Source organism: Rhodococcus sp. NPDC057529 (assembly GCF_042802055.1).
Classification (GTDB): domain Bacteria; phylum Actinomycetota; class Actinomycetes; order Mycobacteriales; family Mycobacteriaceae; genus Rhodococcus_F.
This window is the reverse complement of the sequence record NZ_JBHVEY010000017.1, coordinates 159,496-180,154: the sequence shown is the minus strand read 5'-3', so window position 1 is coordinate 180,154 and position 20,659 is coordinate 159,496. Positions and strand designations below refer to the sequence as shown.

Annotated in this window: 9 protein-coding genes; all 9 read right to left on the bottom strand. The window is 71.8% G+C overall.

The genetic code is table 11. The annotated features are described in order from the left end of the window. The coding region (locus ACFU5V_RS29825) for a condensation domain-containing protein (RefSeq protein ID WP_378703458.1) at nt 1-1,233 on the bottom strand (1,233 nt) is incomplete at its 3' end. After that, on the bottom strand, nt 1,220-2,062 hold the full coding sequence (locus ACFU5V_RS29820) for a 3-hydroxyacyl-CoA dehydrogenase family protein (protein WP_378703456.1): 843 nt from the start codon (nt 2,060-2,062) through the stop codon (nt 1,220-1,222). The genes ACFU5V_RS29825 and ACFU5V_RS29820, both read right to left, overlap by 14 nt. Next, nucleotides 2,059-6,489 carry a condensation domain-containing protein gene (locus ACFU5V_RS29815; RefSeq protein ID WP_378703454.1) on the bottom strand — a complete coding sequence of 1,477 codons (4,431 nt, stop codon included), beginning with the start codon at nt 6,487-6,489 and terminating at the stop codon, nt 2,059-2,061. The genes ACFU5V_RS29820 and ACFU5V_RS29815 overlap by 4 nt, the downstream gene beginning before the upstream one ends. Before the next feature lie 20 nt (nt 6,490-6,509). After that, nucleotides 6,510-15,638, bottom strand: coding sequence for an amino acid adenylation domain-containing protein (locus ACFU5V_RS29810; RefSeq protein ID WP_378703452.1), 9,129 nt, complete (start codon nt 15,636-15,638; stop codon nt 6,510-6,512). Then, nucleotides 15,631-17,205 (bottom strand): amino acid adenylation domain-containing protein, encoded by a 1,575-nt coding sequence (locus ACFU5V_RS29805; RefSeq protein ID WP_378430227.1) that lies wholly within the window; start codon nt 17,203-17,205, stop codon nt 15,631-15,633. Before ACFU5V_RS29805 ends, ACFU5V_RS29810 begins: the two co-directional genes overlap by 8 nt. Next, entirely contained in the window at nt 17,202-18,254 is a 1,053-nt protein-coding gene (locus tag ACFU5V_RS29800; protein WP_378430228.1) for an HAD-IIIC family phosphatase, read from the bottom strand. The genes ACFU5V_RS29805 and ACFU5V_RS29800 overlap by 4 nt, the downstream gene beginning before the upstream one ends. Next, entirely contained in the window at nt 18,251-19,261 is a 1,011-nt protein-coding gene (locus ACFU5V_RS29795; protein WP_378703450.1) for a 3-oxoacyl-ACP synthase, read from the bottom strand. Before ACFU5V_RS29795 ends, ACFU5V_RS29800 begins: the two co-directional genes overlap by 4 nt. Further along, nucleotides 19,258-20,355 carry an acyl-CoA dehydrogenase family protein gene (locus ACFU5V_RS29790; RefSeq protein ID WP_378703448.1) on the bottom strand — a complete coding sequence of 366 codons (1,098 nt, stop codon included), beginning with the start codon at nt 20,353-20,355 and terminating at the stop codon, nt 19,258-19,260. Before ACFU5V_RS29790 ends, ACFU5V_RS29795 begins: the two co-directional genes overlap by 4 nt. Then, nucleotides 20,352-20,651 carry an acyl carrier protein gene (locus ACFU5V_RS29785; protein WP_378430230.1) on the bottom strand — a complete coding sequence of 100 codons (300 nt, stop codon included), beginning with the start codon at nt 20,649-20,651 and terminating at the stop codon, nt 20,352-20,354. The genes ACFU5V_RS29790 and ACFU5V_RS29785 overlap by 4 nt, the downstream gene beginning before the upstream one ends. Nucleotides 20,652-20,659 lie beyond the last annotated feature (8 nt).

Below are 20,659 nucleotides of genomic sequence, written 5' to 3'. Positions count from 1 at the left end.
ACCCAAACCCACACCCCCCGCCAAAATCTCCGGCAACAACCGCACCCCCACACCCGACCCACCACACACCAACCCCACACCCGACCCCCACACACTGACACCCGGATCCGCGGCTGCGGCAGTGAGGATTTCGGCGACCTGCCGGGCGTCGGCCCGGCCGTGCATGTCGACGACCCAGGTGCCGTCCCGGTCCTCCAGTTCCACGAACGCTCCGTCGCCGGCGCCGTGCAACCGCTGCACGACGGCGACGGCACCCTCACCGATGCGCTCGACACCGAGGGGTTCGCGCATCCCGCCGGTCACCGACCACGGTTCTCCCGCAGCGTCTTCGGAGGCGAGGAACCGGTGCCTGCGGGACCTGCGGAGTTGCAGTCCCACACGCCGGGTCAGTGTGTCGAACGTGAGATCCGGTGTGAGGGTGAGCCGCACGGGTGTGACAGAGCCGTGCTCCCGGTGTCCGATCACCACGTCGTCGACGCCGGTGCGGCTGTGGGCGTAGACGGCCAGTGCGGCGAGCAGGACCGCTGCCGGGCCGCCGCCGCTACGGCGCGCGAGCCGCACGAGGGCGCCGTCGGCGGGGATGGTGGCGTGGCGCTGGTTCTCGCCTTCGGGGACCGGTCCGGGTGGGACCTCCTGTCGCGGTGCTCCGTCCAGCACCTGCTCCCAGTAGTGCCGGTCGTCCGCCCACGCGACGCTCTCACGGTAGCGGGCGTCGGACGTCAGCGGCGCGGTGGGCGGCGCGAACGGCCAGGTCTCCGGCGGCGCGGTCGTGGCCGCCTCCCCCGACTCGTAAGCCTCGACGGTGCGGCGGACGATCGCCGCCATCCCCGGCTCGTCGTTGACCAGGCGGTGGTAACGCTGGAACCAGCCGTACCGGCCGTGCGGCAGCCGGAACAGGACGTGCACGTACAGCGGCCCGCAGGCGGGGTCCATCGGCCGAGCCAGTTCCCGGTCGATCCACGTCGTGGCGGGCAGTCCGGGGGCGGTGACGTCCAGGACGTCGGGACCGGTGACCACGGTTCCGGTGATCTGTCCGGGTTCGGGGCCGTCGAGGACGAATGTGGCATGCAGGCCGTGGCATTCGGACAGCGTCCGGTGTAGTGCGCGGCAGAACCGGTCTTCGTCGAGCGGGCCCTCGAGTTCGAGGTACTGACCGAACGTGTTTTCGGTGAGGTGGGCGCGGAGTACCGCGATCTGGTCGTAAGTGAGGGGCAGCACCTCACCGGTACTCATGGAATCCCCGCCCGGTCTTGCGCCCCAGGTGCCCGGCCTCAACCAGGGCGACGAGCGTCGCCGGCGGGCGGTAGTGGTCGTCGCCGGTCAACTCGCGCAGCGCGGTCATCGTGTCGTGGACGTTGTCCAGGCCGATCAGGTCGGCGGTGCGCAGCGGTCCCATCGGGTGGCCGAGACAGCCCTCGAACAACGCGTCGGTGGTGTCCGCGTCGGCGATCCCGTCGCCGACGGCGGCCGCCGCCTCGGCGATACAGAGCATCAGGACCCGGTTCAACAGGAAGCCGGGGCCGTCGCCGACGACGATGCCGGTCTTGCCCAATGAGGTGAGGAGAGCCAGCGCACGGTCCAGCGACTGCGGCGACGTCCGCGGCCCCCGCACCACCTCGACGGTGTCCTTGAGCGGTGCCGGGTTCATGAAGTGCATCCCGACCACCTGTCCCGGCCTGGTGGTGCTCGCCGCGAGCCGGTCGACGGGGATGCCCGACGTGCACGACGCGAACAGTGTGCCGGGCGCGCAGACCCGGTCGAGTTCGGCGAATATCTTCTCCTTGAGGTCGATTCGCTCGGGGACGCATTCGATGACGACGTCGGCGTCGCGCAGATCGGTGAGCTGCCCGGTCCAGTGCACCCGCGCGGTGACCTCGGCGGGTTTCGGGCCGCCGGTCCGGCCGAGGAGTATCGCCAGCCGCAGTGAGTCGCGCATCCGGGACCGGGCCTGTTCGATGGCCTGCTGGTCGGGGTCGACGACGGTGACGTCGTGGCCGGCCCGCGCCAGGCTTTCGGCAACGCCGGCGCCCATGGTTCCCGCCCCCACCACACCGATCCTCATCGCGCTGCCCGCGAGGTGAAGCCGGTGGTGAAACCGGTGTCGTCCTGATGCACGTATTCCATCGCCACCTCCTGAGTGGGCAGGTCGGGGTGAGCCACCAGTCCGGCGTGTAGCCGGCGGAGGTCGGCGAGCATCGCCCCGGCAGTGCTCGCGTCGAAGAGGTTGGCGGCGTAGTCGAGTTGGAGGGTGAGTGCCGAGGGTCCGCGCGTCCACGAGAGCCGGAGTTCGACCGGTGACGGGCCCGCCGGGACGTCGACGGTGCCGCGTTCGCCGTCGCACCGCACCGGGAAGTGCTGCGCCGCCGTGTCGGCCGCGCGGCGATCCGAGGACAGCTCCCGGCGCACGGTCTCCACCAGTTCCGGGTACGTGGGTTCCGCGGACAGGTCCACGGCCACGATCCGTGGCACGGCCACCGCCACCTCGTCCTGGGCGGTGTACCAGGCGAGCAGCGTGAGCCAGGCGGCGAGCAGTTCCGGAAGATCCGGGTGTCCGTCGAGCGTCGCCGTCACCCGTGCCACGGAATAGCTCGGCGACCCGGCGCCGTCGGCGGGCTGCCGGGGCCGGTCGGCCGGGACCAGTGGTGGCGCGACCGAAAGCGGCACAGGCGATGCAGTCGCAGGCGCCGGTGACGAGTCGGTGAGGAACATCGAAATAGTCTGCGTGCGAGACGATCCCACGATTCCTTCCAGGATGCGGACGTACTCGTCGCATAGTCCGGCCGCCGTCTGCTCGGTGAACAGTTCCGTGCTGAACTCGAGTCCCGCGGCCATGTCGTCCTCCCCGCCGCGTTCCGTGGTGACGAGGGTGAGGTCGAACTTGGCCGTGCCCGACGGCACCCCGCCGAACGCGATGGCGGCGGGGTCGTCCTGGTCGAACAGCGTCTCGGTGAGTCCGTGCTGCGACTGCAGCGCCGGCAGTTCCTGGTGGACGTGACAGACGTCGAACAGCGGCGTCCGGCTCAGGTCGCGGTCGCCGGTGAGTGCGGTGACGACGCGGTCGAACGGGATCTCCTGGTGTTCGAGGGCGCCGAGCACGACGTCCCGCACCCGTGCGCACAGTTCCGCGATGCTCGGTTCCCCGGACAGGTCGGCGCGCAGGGCCACCGTGCTGTTGAAGTACCCGATCATGCCGGACAGTTCCGGCCGGTTGCGTCCGGTCGTCGGTGTCCCGACCACGAGGTCGCGCTGGTGGCTGCGGCTGGCCATGAGGAGGTAGAACGCGGAGAGCAGCACCACGAACAGCGACACGGACTCCCGCCGCGCCACGTCCCGCAGGCTCCGGGTCAGTTCTTCGGAGACGGTGAACGTGTGGAACGCCCCGGTGAAGTTCTTCCGCTCCGGGCGCGGGAAGTCGGTGGGTAGCCGCAGCAGCGGAACGTCGTGCAGCGCTGTTCGCCAGTAGTCGAGTTCGCCGTCGAGCGCGGCGCTTGCGATCAGCTCCCGCTGCCACAGGGCGTAGTCCCAGTACTGGACGGGGAGCGGCGCGAGGTCGGCGGGTCGACCGGCGCGGCGGGCCGCGTAGAGGGCGGGCAGTTCCTGCTCGAAGATTCTCGGCGAACCCCCGTCGTTGACGGAGTGGTGGGTAGTGACCTGCAGGACGTGCTCGTCCGGGCCGAGCCTGATCAGCAGTGCCCGCACGAGCGGGTCGGTGGCCAGATCGAACGGCGCCGCCGCGGCCTCGTGTACGAGTGCGCGGGCCGCGGCCACCGGATCCGGTTCACTCGACACGTCGGCGGTGCGGAAGAAGTCGCCGAGGGAGTCGCGGATGCGCAGTTCCGGCTCCCCGTCGACCTCGACGTAGTTGGACAGCAGCACCCGGTGCCGCGCGGCGAGATCGTCCCACATTCCGCGGACGGCGGATTCGTCGATCGGACCGTGCAGGTCGCTGACCATCGGGAGGTTGTAGATGGTGGTGGCGGCGTCGAGCTGATGATGGAACCACATGCGTACCTGGCCGAACGACATCACGTGTCGGCCGCGCGGTGTGATCGGGGGCAGCCCACCGGCCGCGGAGGTGCCGCCGGCGAGGAGGGCGGCGAAGTCCGACACCTTCGGCCGCTCGTAGAGGTCGATGAGTTTGGGCCGCACCCCGTACCGGTCCGACACCCGGTCGACGAGTTGCATGCCGATGAGCGAGTTTCCGCCGAGGTCGAAGTAGTCGTCCTCGGCGCCGACGTCGTGCTCCGTGTGGAGCAGTTCGCGCAGTGTGGTCTGCAGCCAGTCGAGGCTGTCTTCCGGTGCCGCCGTCACCGGCTGCGGGCTCGGCTCCGCCGAAGGAACTTCGGGTGTGCCGGTCCGGTCGGGCCCGCCGGGAAGGTCGAACCAGCACCGCGAACCGCGCAGGGGGTGACCGGGCAGGCGTACCCGCCAGGCGGAGTCGTCGCCGATGTCGACGGCCGCCCAGTCGAGATCGACTCCGTGCTCGTACAGGCCGGCGAGAAGGTCGGTGACCGCCTCGGACGTGTCCGGTGCACGCAGGATGACGGCGTCCCGGAGCGCGTCGGCAAGTAGTGCGCCGAGGCGCCCCGCCGGGCTCGGCTCGACGAAGACGACGGGTCCGTCCGCGAGCATTCCCTTCGCGACGGCGACGAGCCTGTCGGTGTCGATCGCGGGGTTCGAGGCCGCGGCCGCGAGGTCGGTGGCGTCCACCGCCGACAGTGGATCCCGCAGGTACCGGGCGGCGTAGCGGGACACTCCGCCGCTGAGGACGGCGTCGACGGTGACGCCGACGGTACGGAGTTCCCCGTGGACGGCGATCTGTCCGGCGAGGAGGTCCGCCTCGTCGCCGGTGGCGGGAAGCTCCGGCGGCAGGTCGCGGCCGCGCAATGCGGCAGGCATCCGGTCGGGTGACAGCAGCAACGCCACGGCCGGGCGCGGACGAGTGGCCGGTGCGGGGTTCTCGCCGCGGCCGCCGAGTTCCGCGCCACGCACGGCGAGCGACCGCGAGAGTTCGGCGATGCTGCGTGCCTGCACGGCCACCCGGTGGTCGTGGTGCGGCCGGCCCCGGTTGAGGGTGAAGACGACGTCGTCGAGGTCGTACGCGCGCACGGCCGTCGCCAGTTCGGCGCACAGCGCGGCCAGCGCGCCCACGCTCTTCGCCGACACCCCCACGAGCCGGGCGGTGCCGGTGTCGGGTCGGACGGCGACGGCGCGCTCCGGTGGCTGTTCCACCACGCAGTGCGCGTTGATGCCGCCGAGGCTGAACGAACTCACCCCCGCCCGCCGCGGCCCGGTGTCCTCGCTCCACATCCGGGCCCCGGTGACCACCTCGATGCCGATGCCCGCCAGATCGACTCCGCCGGTGGGGTGTTCGAAGTGCAGCGATGGGTACAGCTCGCCGTGCTCGACGGCCATGATCGCCTTCACCAGGCCGGACACCCCGGCCGCGTGGTCGAGGTGCCCGATGTTGGTCTTCACCGATCCGATCGGCAGGACGCCCGGGCGGTCCCGGAACGCGGCCGCGATCCCTTCGAGTTCGACGGCGTCGCCGAGCGGGGTTCCCGAACCGTGCGCCTCCAGGTACCCGGCGTCGCCCGGGGTGAGGCCCGCGTTCTGCCAGGCCCGGGAGATGACGGCCACCTGCGCCCGGGCGCTCGGGGAACTGATGGTCGCGGACGAATGACCGCTGGACACCGTGGCGGTGCCGCGGATCACAGCGTGGACCGGGAGGCGGTCGGCGCGGGCGCGGGCCATCGTGGTGAGCAGAAGCGCCGCCCCGCCCTCCCCGACCGCGGTGCCGTCCGCGTGGGCGTCGAATGCGCGGCAGCGGCCGCCGGGTGACATCAGTTCCGCGGACCCCTCCGCCATGTCCTCGCGAATACCGTTCACGCGCAGGCTCACTCCGCCGGCGATGGCGAAGTCGGCGTCGCCCGACCGCAGCTCCCGGCAGCCGTGGTGCACGGCGATGAGCGACCCGTTGCAGCCCGAATCGACGGCGTAGCAGGGGCCGGTGAGGCCGAGGTGATACGCGATCCGGGCAGGGACGGTGAACGGAACGTTGCCCAGGGTGCTCAGCACACCCGGTTCCGCCCACATCGCCGGATACGTCGACGCGGCGGCACTGAACACCACCGCCGTCGCGCTGTCCCGGAAGTCGGTCACCGCGTAGCCGGCGTCCTCGACCGCCTGATACGCGAGGACCAGCGCGAGCCGCTGCTGCGGATCGATCAGCGACGCTTCCCGTTTCGACAGGGTGAAGTAGGAGTAGTCGAACGTGGAGATGTCCTCGACGAACCCCATCGGGTGGTAGTGGGACGGAGGCCCCAGCCCCGTCGCCTCGGCCCGGGACCGCGACAGCGGACGCACCGAATCCCGGCCTGTCGCGAGATTGGCGCGGAATTCCGCCAGGTTCGCGGCCTCGGGGTAGCGCGCGGCGATACCGACCACGGCAATGTCGTCGTCGTCCGGTGTGGGATGTCGCACGGTCACGGTTGCCTCCTCCCTGCTGGTCAGAACTCGTAGGTGGCGGGCGCGGACGCCTCGCTGCCGGTGGAATGCGTGAGCGCCTCGGCCTGCGTCGCCACGGTGACGAGATCGAACAACTGGCCCACCCTCAGGGCGCCGGGCCATTGCCCGTCGAGACGCCGCTGCAGTTCCACGACGCGGTGGGAGTTGCCGCCGACGTCGAAGAATCCGTCTTCGGGGCCGAAGTCGTCGTGCCCGAGCACGGCCGCCCAGTGTTCGGCCACCGACCGTTGCAGCGCCGTCCAGCGTGGCCGCGCCGCCGGCTCCGCCTCGGACACGAGTGCGCGCAGCGCGTTCTCGTCCACCTCGCCGCCCGCCGTTCGCGGGACGGCCCCGAGTGCGACGAACCGGGTGGGCACCGAGCGGGCGTCGAGCCGTCCGGCACTGAACTCCTGCAGGTCCTCCGCAGTCGGCAGCACGGCCGCCGCGGCCGCAGGCACCCAGAAGGCGGTCACACCGGTCGCGGTCGTGAGGACCACTGCCTCACGGACCGCCGGGTGATTCGCCACGGCGTCCGCGACCGAGCGTGCCGGCGATCCGGCGGCGTCGACCGCCAGCAGTCGTCCGGACCGGTTCCACCGAGCGTGCCCGCCCGTGCGGACCATCCGGGAGCCCGGGGGCCCGAACGGGTTCGCGACGAACGTGGTGGCCGTCGCGCGCGCCGACGTGTGGGGCTCCCGCGTGTCGGCGACGTACACCGCGCCGGTCACGCCCTCCGGGGTGAGCTGCAGCCGGGGGTCGAGCACGAACGTCCGGGCCGCCGTGCTCCATTCGCGGATGCGGGTGCGCTCGTCCGGGGCCAACAGGTCGACGTCGCCGACGGGGACACTCGGATCCGCGACGGACGCGGCGAGGATCCGGGTGAACCGCCCGGCGAGAGCTCGCACGGTCGCCTCGTCGAAAATGTCGGTGGTGTAGGTGAACCCGGCCGTCATCCCTTCCGGTGTTCCGCACTCGTCGTACCGTTCGCGCACCGTCAGGTGCAGGTCGAACAGGGACACCTCGACGTCCGGTTCGAGGACTTCGGCCTCGAGGTGCGGGAGGGCGAGATCGGGGTTCTCGGTGTTCCGGAACTCGAGCAACACCTGGAACAGGGGTGAATGGGACTGGGAGCGCGGCGGGTTCAGCGCCTCCACCACCCGCTCGAACGGCACGTCGGCGTGGGCGTAGGCCGCGAGGTCGGTCTCGCGGACCCGCTCCAGCAGAGTGTCGAACGTCCCCGACACGTGGGTCCGCAGCACGAGGGTGTTGACGAACATGCCCACCACGTCGTCGAGGACGGCCTCGCCCCGGCCTGCGACCGGCGACCCGATCACCACGTCGCCGGAACCACCCGAACGGGACAGCAACACCGCGAGGGCGGTGTGCACGATCATGAAGACGGTGCACCGCCGGATCCGCGCCGACGCCACCGCCTCGCGGTGCAGGTCGGCGCCGATCGTGAACGTCACCCGGTCACCCGCGGCCGACCGACGGGGCGGACGGTCACGGTCCGTGGGCAACTCGGTCACGGCGGGCGCATCGGCGAGCGCGGACCGCCAGTAGTCGAGTTGCCGGGAGAGCAGGGAGTGCGGATCGTCCTGCGAGCCGAGGAGTTCCCGCTGCCACACGGTGTAGTCGGGGTACTGCACCGGCAGCGGCTCCCAGCCCGGCGCGCAACCCTCGGACCGCGCGGTGTAGGCGGTCAGCACGTCGCGGGCGAGCGGGACCATCGAGAACCCGTCGGCGGCGATGTGGTGCACCACGACGACGAGGATGTGCTCCCGGTCGCCGAGTGCGAACAGCCAGGCCCGCATCGGCACTTCGGCGGCGACGTCGAATCCCGCGGACACGAGTTCCGAGATCTGGCCGGGTACGGGATCTTCGGACGTCGACACGGTGAGTTGCGCGACGTGCCCCGCGCCGACGATCACCTGGGTGGGTCCGGTGTCGCCGTACGGGTACCGGGTGCGCAGCGATTCGTGCCGCTCCACGACGTCGGCGAGCGCGGCGGTGAGCGCGTCGACGTCGAGGTCGCCCGACAGCCGGACGATCATCGCGACGTTGTACGCAGGCGAGGACGGGTCGAACTGATTGAGGAGCCACATCCGGTGCTGCGCCCACGACAGCGGCACCGGGTCCGGGCGCCGGGGCACCGCCACCGTGGGCCGGGCCTCGCCGCCCGCGGTCTCCCGGGCGATCCGTGCCGCGAGCGCCCGCACGGTCGGGGCCTCGAACACGTCCCGCACACCGACGTCGGCATCGAGCGCGGAGTTGATGCGCGCGACCACCTGTGTCGCGGTCAGCGAGTTGCCGCCGGACGCGAAGAAGTCGTCGTCGGCTCCGACGACACCGGTTCCGAGGACCTCGGCGAACACGTCGGCCACCGCGGACTCGAACGGGGTGCCGGGCGCGCGGAAGATGCGGGGGGCGAATTCGGGTTCGGGCAGCGCGTGCCGGTCGACCTTGCCGTTGGCGCCGAGCGGAAGCCGGTCGAGTACGGTCACCGAGGCGGGCACCATGAACGGGGCGAGCACCGATCCGGCGAACTGCAGCACCTCCGTGGTGTCGAGATCCGCGCCGTCCTCGGCCGTGACGTATCCGGCGAGGACCGCCTCGGCGGCGGGTGTGCGGCGCACCACGACCACCGCCTGCGCGACACCGGGGCAGCGGGTGAGCGCCGCCTCCACCTCCCCGGGCTCGACCCGCTGGCCGCGCAGCTTGACCTGGAAGTCGTTGCGGCCCAGATATTCCAGCCGGCCGTCCTTCGTCCACCGCATCAGATCTCCGGTGCGGTACATCCGCGAGCCCGGGTGGTCGAACGGGTTCGCCACGAACGCGGCGGCGGTCGCGCCTGCCCGCCGGTGGTAGCCGCGTGCCAGACCGTCCCCCAGCACGTACAGCTCACCCACCACGCCGACGGGCACCGGCCGCAACCACTCGTCGAGGACGAGTTCGCGGACACCGCGCATCGGGTGGCCGATCCGCACGGGGTCACCGGGGGCCATCGGGTCGCCGATGTTCGACATCACCGTCGTCTCCGTCGGGCCGTAGCCGACGAGCAGGGTGCGCCCGGACGCCCAGCGGGCCAGCAACTCCGGCGGGCAGCGTTCGCCGCCGACGACGAGGGCGCGCAGCAACCGCAAGCCGCGCGGGTCGATCGTGGCCAGGACCGCCGGGGTGGTGAATGCGTGCGTGATCCGCTCTGCCGCCAGCAGTTCCGTCAGTGCGGCGCCGCCGTACACGTGCGGCGCCGCGATCACCAGCCGCGCGCCCGCACCGAACGCCATCAGGTATTCGAGCATCGTCGCGTCGAAGCCGGGCGACGCGAGATTCAGCACACGCGACGCGTTCGTCGTCGCATACCGCGTGCGTTGATCGATTGTGAAGTTCTGCAACCCCGCGTGCGGGACCACGACACCTTTCGGCGCGCCCGTCGACCCGGACGTGTACATCAGGTACGCCGGGTGGTCCGGTCGCAGCGGCACGACCCGGTCTTCGTCGGTGATCGACCGCGACTCCCACCTCCGTGTCGGGCCCGGGTAGTCGAGGTGCAGCCATTCCACGCCGTCCGGCATCCGATCGCGCTCTTCGGCGACGGTGAGTCCCACCACGGCCCCGCAGTCGGCGAGGATGTCGGTGATCCTCGCGGACGGCAGGCTCGGATCCACCGGCACGAACGACGCACCCGATTTCGCGACCGCCCACACCGCCACCACCAGTTCCACGGATCGGACGAGCCCGATCGCCACGTGGTCCTCCGGCCCGGTTCCGCGGCGGATCAGCACCCACGCCAGGCGGTTCGACCAGTCGTCGAGTTCGCGGTACGACATCACCGCGTTGCCGTACGACAGCGCGACGGCGTGCGGGTCGCGGGCGGCCGCGGCGGAGAGGATCTCCGGCAGCAGCCGGGTGGTGCCGGTGGGCCGACCGCGCACGGGCACCAACGCCTCGCGTTCGCCGGGGGACAGCAGATCGAACCGGGCCAGCGGAACGTCCGGGTCGGCGACCACCGTGTCGAGGAGCCGCACGTAGCGTTCGGCGAACTTCCGGACGGTCGCGGCGTCGAAGATGTCGGTGGCATACGTGAATCCGGCGCTGATCCCGGCGGGCGCCCCGTCCTCCCCGAACCGCTCGGCCAGGGTCAGCTGCAGGTCGAACGTGGAGACGGAGACACCGAGGTCGATCTCGTCCACGTCCAGTTCCGGCAGGCTGGGGGTGGGCCGCTCGACGTCCTGGAACTCGAACAGCACCTGGAACAGCGGCGCGTGGGCGGTGGTGCGCGGCAGCGCGAGTGCCTCGACGACCCGCTCGAACGGCACCTCCGCGTGCGCGAACGCCTCCAGGTCGCGGTCCCGCACGGCGGCGAGCACCGCGGCGAACGAGTCGGCCCCGCGGACCGGGGTGCGCAGCGCCAGGGTGTTGACGAACATCCCGACCACGTCGTCGAGGACGGCCTCTCCACGCCCCGCCACCGCCGATCCGATCATCACGTCGGCGGTGCTCCCCAGGCGGGACACCAGGACCGCGAACGCCGCGTGCGTCACCATGAACACCGTCGCATCGTGTTCCCGCGCCAGAGCGACCACCTTCCGGTGCAGGCGGTCCCCGATGTCGAACGACTCCCGCGCGCCGGCGAGCGTCCGGTGCTCGGGGCGGGGGCGATCCATCGGCAGGTCCGTGACGATCGGCGCGTCGGCGAGCGCGGAACGCCAGTACCCGAGCTGGCGGGACATCAGCGAGCCCGGATCGTCCTCCGCTCCGAGCAGCGTCCGCTGCCAGACGCTGTAGTCGGAGTACTGCACCGGGAGCGGCACCCAATCCGGCGCATGCCCCCGCACCCGCGCGGTGTAGGCGGACGTCACGTCCCGGGCGAGCGGTCCCAGCGACAAGGCGTCCGCCGCGATGTGGTGGACCACCAGGGCGAGGGCGTGATCACGCGGGCCGAGCTCGAACAGGTGCGCCCGCAACGGAACCTGCGCGGTCACCTCGAAGCCCGCGGACAGTGCCGCGGCGAGCCGGTCCCGGAGTTCGCTCTCCCCCGACACCGGTACCGCGCGGAGGCGGCGCAGTGCGTCCGCCGCCGGAATGACCGATTGCACGGGCGTGTCGCCCCGCATCGGGAAGATCGTCCGCAACGCCTCGTGCCGTTCCACGACGTCCGTCAGCGCTTCGTGCAGTGCGGCGACGTCGAGCGGGCCGCGCAACCGGAAGGCGGCCGCGATGTTGTAGGCGGGCGACGTCGTGTCGAACTGGTCGAGGAACCACATCCGCGTCTGCGCCAGCGACACCGGCGCCGCCGCGGACCGGTCGCCGGCCACCAGCGGCGGCCTGCTCGCCGAGTCCGCCCGCGCCACACGGGCGGCGAGCGACCGCACGGTCCGCGCCTCGAAGACGTCGCGCGCTCCCACGGCCGCACCGAGCACAGCCTGAATCCGCGCCACGATCTTCGCCGCGACCAGCGAGTTGCCGCCGAGCGCGAAGAAGTCGTCGTCGACCCCGACCGCGGGCACGCCGAGCAGCGCGGCGAACACGACCGCGATCGACTCCTCGGCGGGGGTGCCCGGTGCCACGAATGCGGCGCCGGAGTGGTCGGCGGGCGCCGGAAGTGCCGCCCGGTCCAGTTTCCCGTTGACGGTGAGCGGCAGCCGCTCGAGGACCGTCACCGACGCCGGGACCATGTACGACGGCAGCGCGGTTGCCGCGAACTCCAGCACGGCCGCCGGGTCGACGACCGCACCGGCCTCGGGCACCACGTACGCGGCGGGCGCCGGGCCGGTCACCGGATCCTCGTGCAGCGTCACCACGGCCTGCGCGACACCGTCGCACCGGCCCAGCACCCACTCGACTTCGCCGAGTTCCACGCGGAATCCGCGGATCTCGACCTGGAGGTCGTCGCGCCCGAGGTAGTCGAGGCCGCCGTCCCGCCGCCACCGCACCACGTCCCCGGTCCGGTACATCCGGGCCCCCGACGCATCCGCGACGAAGCGGGACGCGGTGAGCCCGGCGCGGCCGAGGTAGCCGCGCGCCACCTGGGTTCCCGCCACGTACAGTTCGCCGGCCACACCGACCGGCACCGGATGCAGCCGCGCGTCGAGCACCGCCACCCGGAGCCCGGGAATCGCCCGCCCCACCCGGCTCGTCCACGCGGCGGCGGCGAGTGCGCGACCGAGCAGGAGGTGGGTGACGTGCACCGTCGTCTCGGTGATGCCGTACATGTTCACGAGCACGGGCGCGTCCTCGCCACGGCGCGAGTACCAGCGTTCCAGCTGCCCGAAGTCGAGTGCCTCGCCGCCGAGCACGACGTAGCGCAACGACGTCGGGCCTGCGTCGCCGTCGGCCTCGGTGGCCTCGATCAGCTGGGAGAACGCCGTCGGCGTCTGGCTCAGCACCGTCACCCGCTCGCGGCGCAGCAGCGCGAGGAACGCGGCGGGTGTCCGGGCGGTGTCGAGGTCGACGACGACGAGCGTTCCGCCGTGCAGCAGCGCGCCCCACAACTCCCACACCGAGAAGTCGAACGCCGGGGAGTGGAACATGGTCCACACGTCGGTGTCGTCGAACCGGAACAGGTCCCGGGTGCCGGTGAAGAGGGACGCCACGTTGCGGTGCGACACCGCAACACCTTTCGGCCGACCCGTCGATCCCGACGTGTAGACGACGTACGCCAGCGAGTCCGGATCGGCCGGTGCCCGCTCCGTGTCGGTCAGCGGGTCCGCGGATCGCCCGTCGAGTTCGGGGTCCGTCGAATCGAGCAGCAGGATTGGAACGTCCGGCACGGGCAGTGTGGCCGCGGTGCCGCGGGTCGCGAGCACGCACACCGGCCGGGCGTCGGCGACGACGAGCGCCGAACGCTCACCGGGGTGATCCGCGTCGACGGGCACGTACGCGGCCCCGGCCTTGACGACCGCCACGAGTGCGACGACGAGCGCTGCCGTCCGCGGCATCGCGACGGCGACCGTCGACTCCGGGCCCACCCCCAGCGAGAGGAGGTGCCGGGCAAGGCGGTTCGACCGGGCGTCGAGTTCGCCGTACGTGATGCGCTCGCCGCCCGACACGACGGCGGTGGCGCCGGGGTTCCGCGCGGCACGGTCGGCGAACAGCGCGCCGAGCGTCGTCTCGCCGGCGGTATCCGCCCGCCGGGTCGACCATTCCCGCAGCAGGGTGTGTTCGTCCGGGTCTGCCGGATCGATGTCCCCGATCACGACGGACGGATCCGCGACACCCGCGCCGGCGGTCCGCACGAACCGCCGGGCGAACCCGTTCACGGTGGCGGCGTCGAACAGGTCCGTCGCGTAGGTGAAGCGGGCCGTCGTGTCCGACACCGTCACCCGCAGATCGAGGTCGCCGAGGTCTCCACCGGACTCGGAGAATTCGAGCAGCACCTGGAAGAGCGGTGCGTGGGACGCGGACCGCGGCACGTCGAGGGCCAGGGCGACGTCCTCCACCGGTACGCCGTGGTGGGCGCCCGCCTGCGCGGCGGCGTCCCGGACCGTGTCGACGAAGTCGCCGAACCGGTCGGCGCCGCGCACCCGGGTCCGCGACACCACCACGTCGGTGCCCGTCCGCGTGCCGAGGACGACGTCACCGGTGCGGGCCGATCGTGCCAGCACCAGCGCCAGCACCGCGTGCGTGACGGTGGCGGCGTCCGTGCGATGCGCCTCGGCGAGCGCTGCCAGCCCGCGCCGCAGTTCCGGGTCCAGTGCGACGTCGACGGCGGCGCTGCGCCCGGACGGCCGTGCGGGGCGCGGACGGTCGGTGGGCAGATCCAGCAGCGGGGGCGCACCCGCCAGGGTGCGCGTCCAGAAGTCGAGCCGGGCGGTCTCCTCGTGGACGGTGCCCACCGCGGCGTCCGCGCCGGCCGCGAGGAAGTCGCCGAGCAGTTCCACGAACCGCCGGTGGTGGGCAACGACCTCGCCGGCGTCGTAGCGGTGGGGGTTCGCCAGGAAGTGGACGAACGTCCGGACCGGCGCCCCGCTCTGGTACACGTTGACGAGCAGATCCTCGACCGGTCCGGACGTGACGATGCGGTACTCGCCGACGAGCGGTCCGAGGGCGAGTTCCTGATGGAAGAGCATCACGTTGACCATCGGTCCCGACAGCGACCGGGCCGCCGCGGCGCCCGCGTCGCGGCGGATGTCGCCGAGCCCGAAACGCTGGTGTCGCAGTGCACCCATCAGGTCCAGTTGGACCCGCTCGACCAGTTGCCCCACGGTGTCCGCGGGGCGGATCCGCACGGGAAGCGGCACGACACCCGCGACCATGCCACCGGACCTGCGCAGGATCGCGGTGGTGCGCGCGGACACCGGGATCTTCACGAGGACATCCGCGCGTCCCGTCATCCTCGACAGGTAGCAGGCGAACGCGGCGATGATCGCGGCGGTTCCGCGGGTACCTGCTTCGCCGAGCGCTCGCTCCGCGGCGTCCGGGAGGGGCCCGGCGGCGTCGGTGCTCGTGGCGACCGCGGGTCCCGTCCGCCGCGCCAGGGTCGATCCCGGTCCGAGGCCGCCGATCCGATCGGCCCAGTACTGCCGATCCGCGGCGAACCGGTTCGACGACCGGTACTGCTGGTCGGCGTCGTACAGATGCCGGGGGTGCGCGGCCTCGCCGGGTGCCGGTTCCCGGCCGAGCACCGCCGCGGAATACCGGGCCGCGATGCGGTTGAGCATCGTCATCGCACCGTAGCCGTCCAGGGCGACGTGGTGAATCTTGCTGTACCACAGGTAGTGTTCGTCACCGACCCGGAGGATCGACGATTCGACGAGCCGGTCGCGAGTCGGATCGAGCGGGGTCTCGCAGTCGGCGCGCATCCACCGGCGTGCGGCGTCCACCGGTTCGGTGTGGTCGCGGAAGTCGACGAACCCGATCGAGCGGTCCGCGGCGGGGTCGACCATCTGGAACGGCTGACCGTCCCTGTCGATCAACCGGAGGAACGGCGATCCGAATTCGTCCGCGGTCGCGACGGTCGCCGCGCGCAGGACGTCGACGTCCAGGTCGCCGTGCACCTCGACGTACTGGGCGATGCACAGCGGCACGTCGGGGGCGAGTTGCTGCGCCAGCCACGCCTCGTATTGCGCGGAGGACAGCGGGAACGGTGTCTCGCCGTGGCCCGGGGTGTCGGGACGGTGTTCAGGCAACGCCACCACCTCCGCCGGGGAGCAGCCGGCGCAACGCCGCCTCGTCCACCTTGCTGCTCGGGGCGAGCGGGAGCGCGCCGAGCGCGAGGAAACGGTCGGGCACGGCCTGCGCGACGAGTCGTTCCGCGCAGTGCGCGATCAGGTCGCGGGGTGTGGGCAGCACGGTCGCCGTGGCCGCGGGCACCCAGAACGCGGTCAAGGCGGTCTCCCCGTGTTCGTCGGCGGTCGCGACGACCACTGCCTGGTGGATCGCGGGGTGGCTCTCCAGCACTGCCTCCACGGCGTGCCTCTCGACGCGGGCGCCGCGCACCTTCACCTGCCCGTCGAACCGGCCGCAGAATTCGATGTCGCCGTGCGGGTCGACGCGCGCGAGGTCGCCGGTGTGATACATCCGGGCGCCCGGCCGCTCCGCGAAGGGGTCGGCGACGAACCGGGCCGCGGTGGCCGCCGGGCGGGACGCGTAGCCCTCGGAGATCTGGGGACCGCCGACGTACAGGTCCCCGACGGCCCCGTACGGCACCTCGACCAGTTTCGCGTCGAGGACGTACGCCCTGCTCGCGCCCAAAGGTCTGCCGATCGGCGCGATCGAGGCGGGGACGTCGCGCACCGCATGGGCGAGACAGCTGACGGTGGTCTCGGTCGGCCCGTACTCGTTGCTCAGCGGAACCCCCGGCAGCACCGCCCGGTGCTGGGCGACGAGCACACCCGGAAGGGCTTCTCCCGCAAGCGTCACCAACCGCAGGCGCTCGCGCAGCGGGGCGAGGTGCGGCAGCAGCAGCCGGTAGAACGACGGGGTCGCCACCAGGTGGGTGGCCCGCCACGTCCGGGCGAGCGCGGCGACCGCCTCGGCGTCCATCAGTTCGTGCGCGGCCGGGAGCACGCTGGTGCCGCCCGTGCACAGCGCCCAGAGAGTCTTCAGCAGGGAGCCGTCCCACGTGAGGCGGAACGCGGAGAACGTGACCAGGTCGTCCTCGTCGTAGTCGTAGTCGCGGCCGTCGACCATGCTCGCGAGGTTGGCGCGGCTCGCGACGACAGCCTTGGGGATGCCGGTGGAACCGGACGTCGTGATCACGTAGGCGGAGGTGGCCGCGGGCACGTCCGCAGGAAGTTCGACCGCCGGTTCGTCTCCGGGCGCCGGGCTCGCATCCCGGTCGTGCAGTGCCGGAACCCGTCCGCCCGCACTGCCGGCCAGTGCCCGGACCGTCTCCGGTGACGTCTTCGGATCGGCGGACCCGAAGACGATGGCCCCGCAGTCGATGTCGCCGAGGAGTGCGCGGAGCTGCCCTGCCGGATGTCCGGGCTCGATCACGCACCACGCCGCGCCCAGCCTCAGCGCCGCGATCATCCCGACGACCGTTTCGGCGCTCTGCCGCTGGTGGATCAGCACCACCTGGCCCGGTCGCACGCCGAGGGCGGCGAGCCTGCGCGCCAATGCCTCGCTCGCCGAGTCGAGTTCGCGGTACGTCAGCGCACGGTCGCCCACCACGATCGCGATCCGGCCGGGAACGCGCCTGCACTGGCGGAGGATCCCGGACGTCACTCCGCCGCTCGAGACCACGTCCGTCATGGCGTCACGTCCTCGGAGAGGACCGTGACGTGATCGGCGTTCGGTGCCGCCGCACTCCGGATGTCGTTGCACCGCAACAGCATCCGATCGGGATTCGGGTCGACGACGTCGAAGCCCGCGAATCGCAGCGTCACCAGCATGACCCGGTTGACGTCGGTCGGCACGAACTCGGCGAGCGCCCGCCTGCCGTGGGCGCGGGCCCGCTCCACGACGTGCCGGATCAGCGCCGTCCCGACGCCCCGCGACATCACCCGGCACGACATCAGCAGCAGTTGCAGGACGGAATCGTCGCCGCGGATCTCCGACACCGCGAGACCGATCGTGCCGTACCCGCCGAACCGGTCGCCGAGTGACGCGACGAGCACCTCGTGATCGTCGGAGGCGCAGAGCCCGCGCAGTTCGTCGATCCCGAAAGTGCGTCCCGTCGTGTTGAGTTGATGAGACCGCACGGTGAGTTCGTGCGCGCGCTCGAGGTCGTCCTCGTTCGCCCTGCGGACCGTCATGACCAAGTCGAGCGAGGCCAGGAACTCGGCGTTCGACCCGCGGAACTCCTGTTCGCTCACCTGCCGGATCCGTTCCGCGCGATACAGCGCCCTCCGCTGCCTCGCCTCCGCGGTGACGGCGGGCGGAGTCAACTCGGGAAGGTCGGGGAACGACGCGATCTGCTCGGCGGGATAGCACCGCACCGGCGGCAGCGCCTCGGACACCTCGGCACGCTCGACGGGATCGTTGTCGACGAACGCGATGGTGTCGAGGCCCAGGTTCAGGGTCTCCGCGATGCGGCGCACGGCCTCCGACTTCGGTCCCCACCCGACGTCGATGGCGCAGAACAGTTCCTCGATGCCGTGCATCCGCAGGTGCGCGGCGGCGGGTTCGAATTCGCCGCGGCTCGCCACGGCGTGCAGGATTCCGCGCCGATCGAGCACGTCCAGGGCGCGAAGGGCGTCCGCCGTCGGCACGGGAGCGTCCTGCTCGAGGACGACACCGTCCCAGATGGTGTCGTCGAGATCCCAGACCATGCACTTGACCGTCGGCGCCATCGCGATCACGCCCCCCGCCCGGGCCGGTCCGGCAGGCGCCGGAGCAGCGCACTGCTCCACGCCGCGACCGGGCTGCTGTTCATGATCACGCAGTAGTCGCCGGGCTCCTGCGCGGACGCCACGCGCTCGAGGTTCGCCACCACGTCGACGGAGCCGAGGTGGCCGTACCGGGCCAGGTTGTCGCGGCAGACGGGATCGATCGTGACGTCGAGCGCCTCCTGCCAGAACGCGAACGCGCCGAGCGACAGGTTCTGCATGAGGAACACGCCGATCCCGTCCTGCTGCAGCCCGTTCCGGGCCAGCAGCTCCGCGTTGATCTCCGTGAACCGCTTCCGGCTCTCGACCGCCAGGCGAAACGAGTACGTGGGTTCGTCGGCGCATTCCTCGATCCAGTCGGCTTCGCGGACGTCGCGGTAGTCGATGTGGAACAGGTCGGCGTATTTTCCGTCGCTGCGGATCATCTGGTCGACGAGTTCGTACCGTCCGGTCCCCGACGTCGTCAGCAGGACCGCGGCGGCGCCGTCGCCGAGGAGCGTCATCGGCGACCGGTACCGCGACCGGGTGGGTGTCTTCGCCGCCGCGACGACGAGCACGTTCTGGCAGCGGGGATCGCCGCGGAGCAGCGCCGACGCGAGCGTGAACGCCGCCGAGACGGACACGCACCCGAGGTCCCCCACCCCGGTCGTGAACGCCTGGGTCGCGCCGAGGCGGTGCTGCAGCCGCGTCGCCTCGGACGCGAGCAGATACTGCGGAACCCGGCCCTGCACGAGCAGCAGCACGTCGAGCTGGGTGGCGTCGAGGCCGGACGTGCGGAGCGCCTCCTCCGCTGCGGCCCGGGCCAGATCCACCTCGGCGAGACCGATTCCGATCCGCACCGTGTCGATGCCCAGTCCCAGCGCGTGCTCGCGCTGCGCGATCGGGAGTTCGTCGAGTTCCGGCAATCCCGCCACGGTCACCTCGTCGTCGGGGAACCACAGCGCGACGGACTCGATCGTGACCGGCGGGTCTGCCGTCATCGCACACCTCCCCCGAGCACGTAGTCACCGATCTGGAGTTCGGCGACCTCCGTCGAGCCCTCGATGATCTGCATGATCTTCGCGTCACGGAAGAAGCGCCCCACCCTGCTGCCGGGGGCGCATCCGGCGGCCCCGAGCACCTGGACCGCCTGCCCGCTCACCGATGCGGCGACGCGGGCGGCGGCGTACTTCGCGGCGATCGTCGTGAACAGCGCGCTCGGCTCACGCGCATCGCGTTGTTCGGCGGCCCGTTCGCACAGCGCGCGGGCGCCGGCCGCGTCGACCCAGCTGCGCCCGAGGATGGCGCGGACCGAGTCGTGTTCGGACAACACGGCACTGCCCTGCACCCGGGTGGAGGCGTGCGCGACGGCGTCGGCGAGGCACCCGCGCGCCATCCCGGCGCACCCCCACGCGACGGTGTACCGGCCATGGTCCAGGGCCGTTCCGACGACGTGGGACAGTCCGAATCCCGGCGGGGCGATCAGGTGGTCGGCCGGGACGGCGACGCCGTCCAGCGCGATGTGCGCGATCCGGGCACCGCGCATGCCCAGCTGACCGTGGACCGGTTCGAGGGTCACCCCCGGCGCGTCCGTCTCGACCAGCGCGGTGGTCAGCCCGGCCGGTGACCGGCCGAGGACGAGCAGGACGTCCGCCACCTCGCCGAACGTGACCCACAGTTTCCGTCCGGTAATGCGGTGGTCCGTGCCGTGCTCCTCGAAACTGGTAGTCACAGAGGAGAGGTCGCTGCCCGCCCCGGTTTCGGTGGCGGCGAACCCGGCGAGAAGTTCACCGGTCGTCAGGGCGGGCAGCCACCTCGCCCGCTGTTCGGCGGTGCCCCACCGATCGACGGCGGCGTTCACCATTCCCTGCACGGTCAGCAGCGACCGCAACGACGTGCAGACCGCCCCCAGTCTTTCTGCGACCGAGCCGAGTTCGACGGCGTTCAGGCCCAGCCCCCGGCACTCCGTCGTCCGGTCCAGCCCGAGGACACCCGCCTTCGCGGCGGCCTCGATGACCTCGACCGGCAGCCCGGTCTCGTCCCAGTTGCCGGCGTCGGTCTCGGCGGAGGCGACGAGTGTGTCGAGTCCGATCACGGCGACGCCCCGTCCGTCGCACGAAGCTGCTCGCCCCGCTTCCTCCGTATGAACCCCGCCACCCGGGCCGCGGTGCGGAAGTTGTCGAGGTCGAGATCCTCCACCTCGACCACGACGTCGTGGGAGCCTTCGATGTACGTGACGATCTCCAGTGCCCGCAACGAACTCACCAGTCCCAGGGTGAAGTAGTCGTCGTCGGGACCGAGTTCCGTCGACGTGATCGAGCTCAGGTACTGCCGTAACCGCTCGACCAGCTCGTCATGGGACTCGGGCACAGGTGCATTTGCTGTGTCCATGGGCCTGG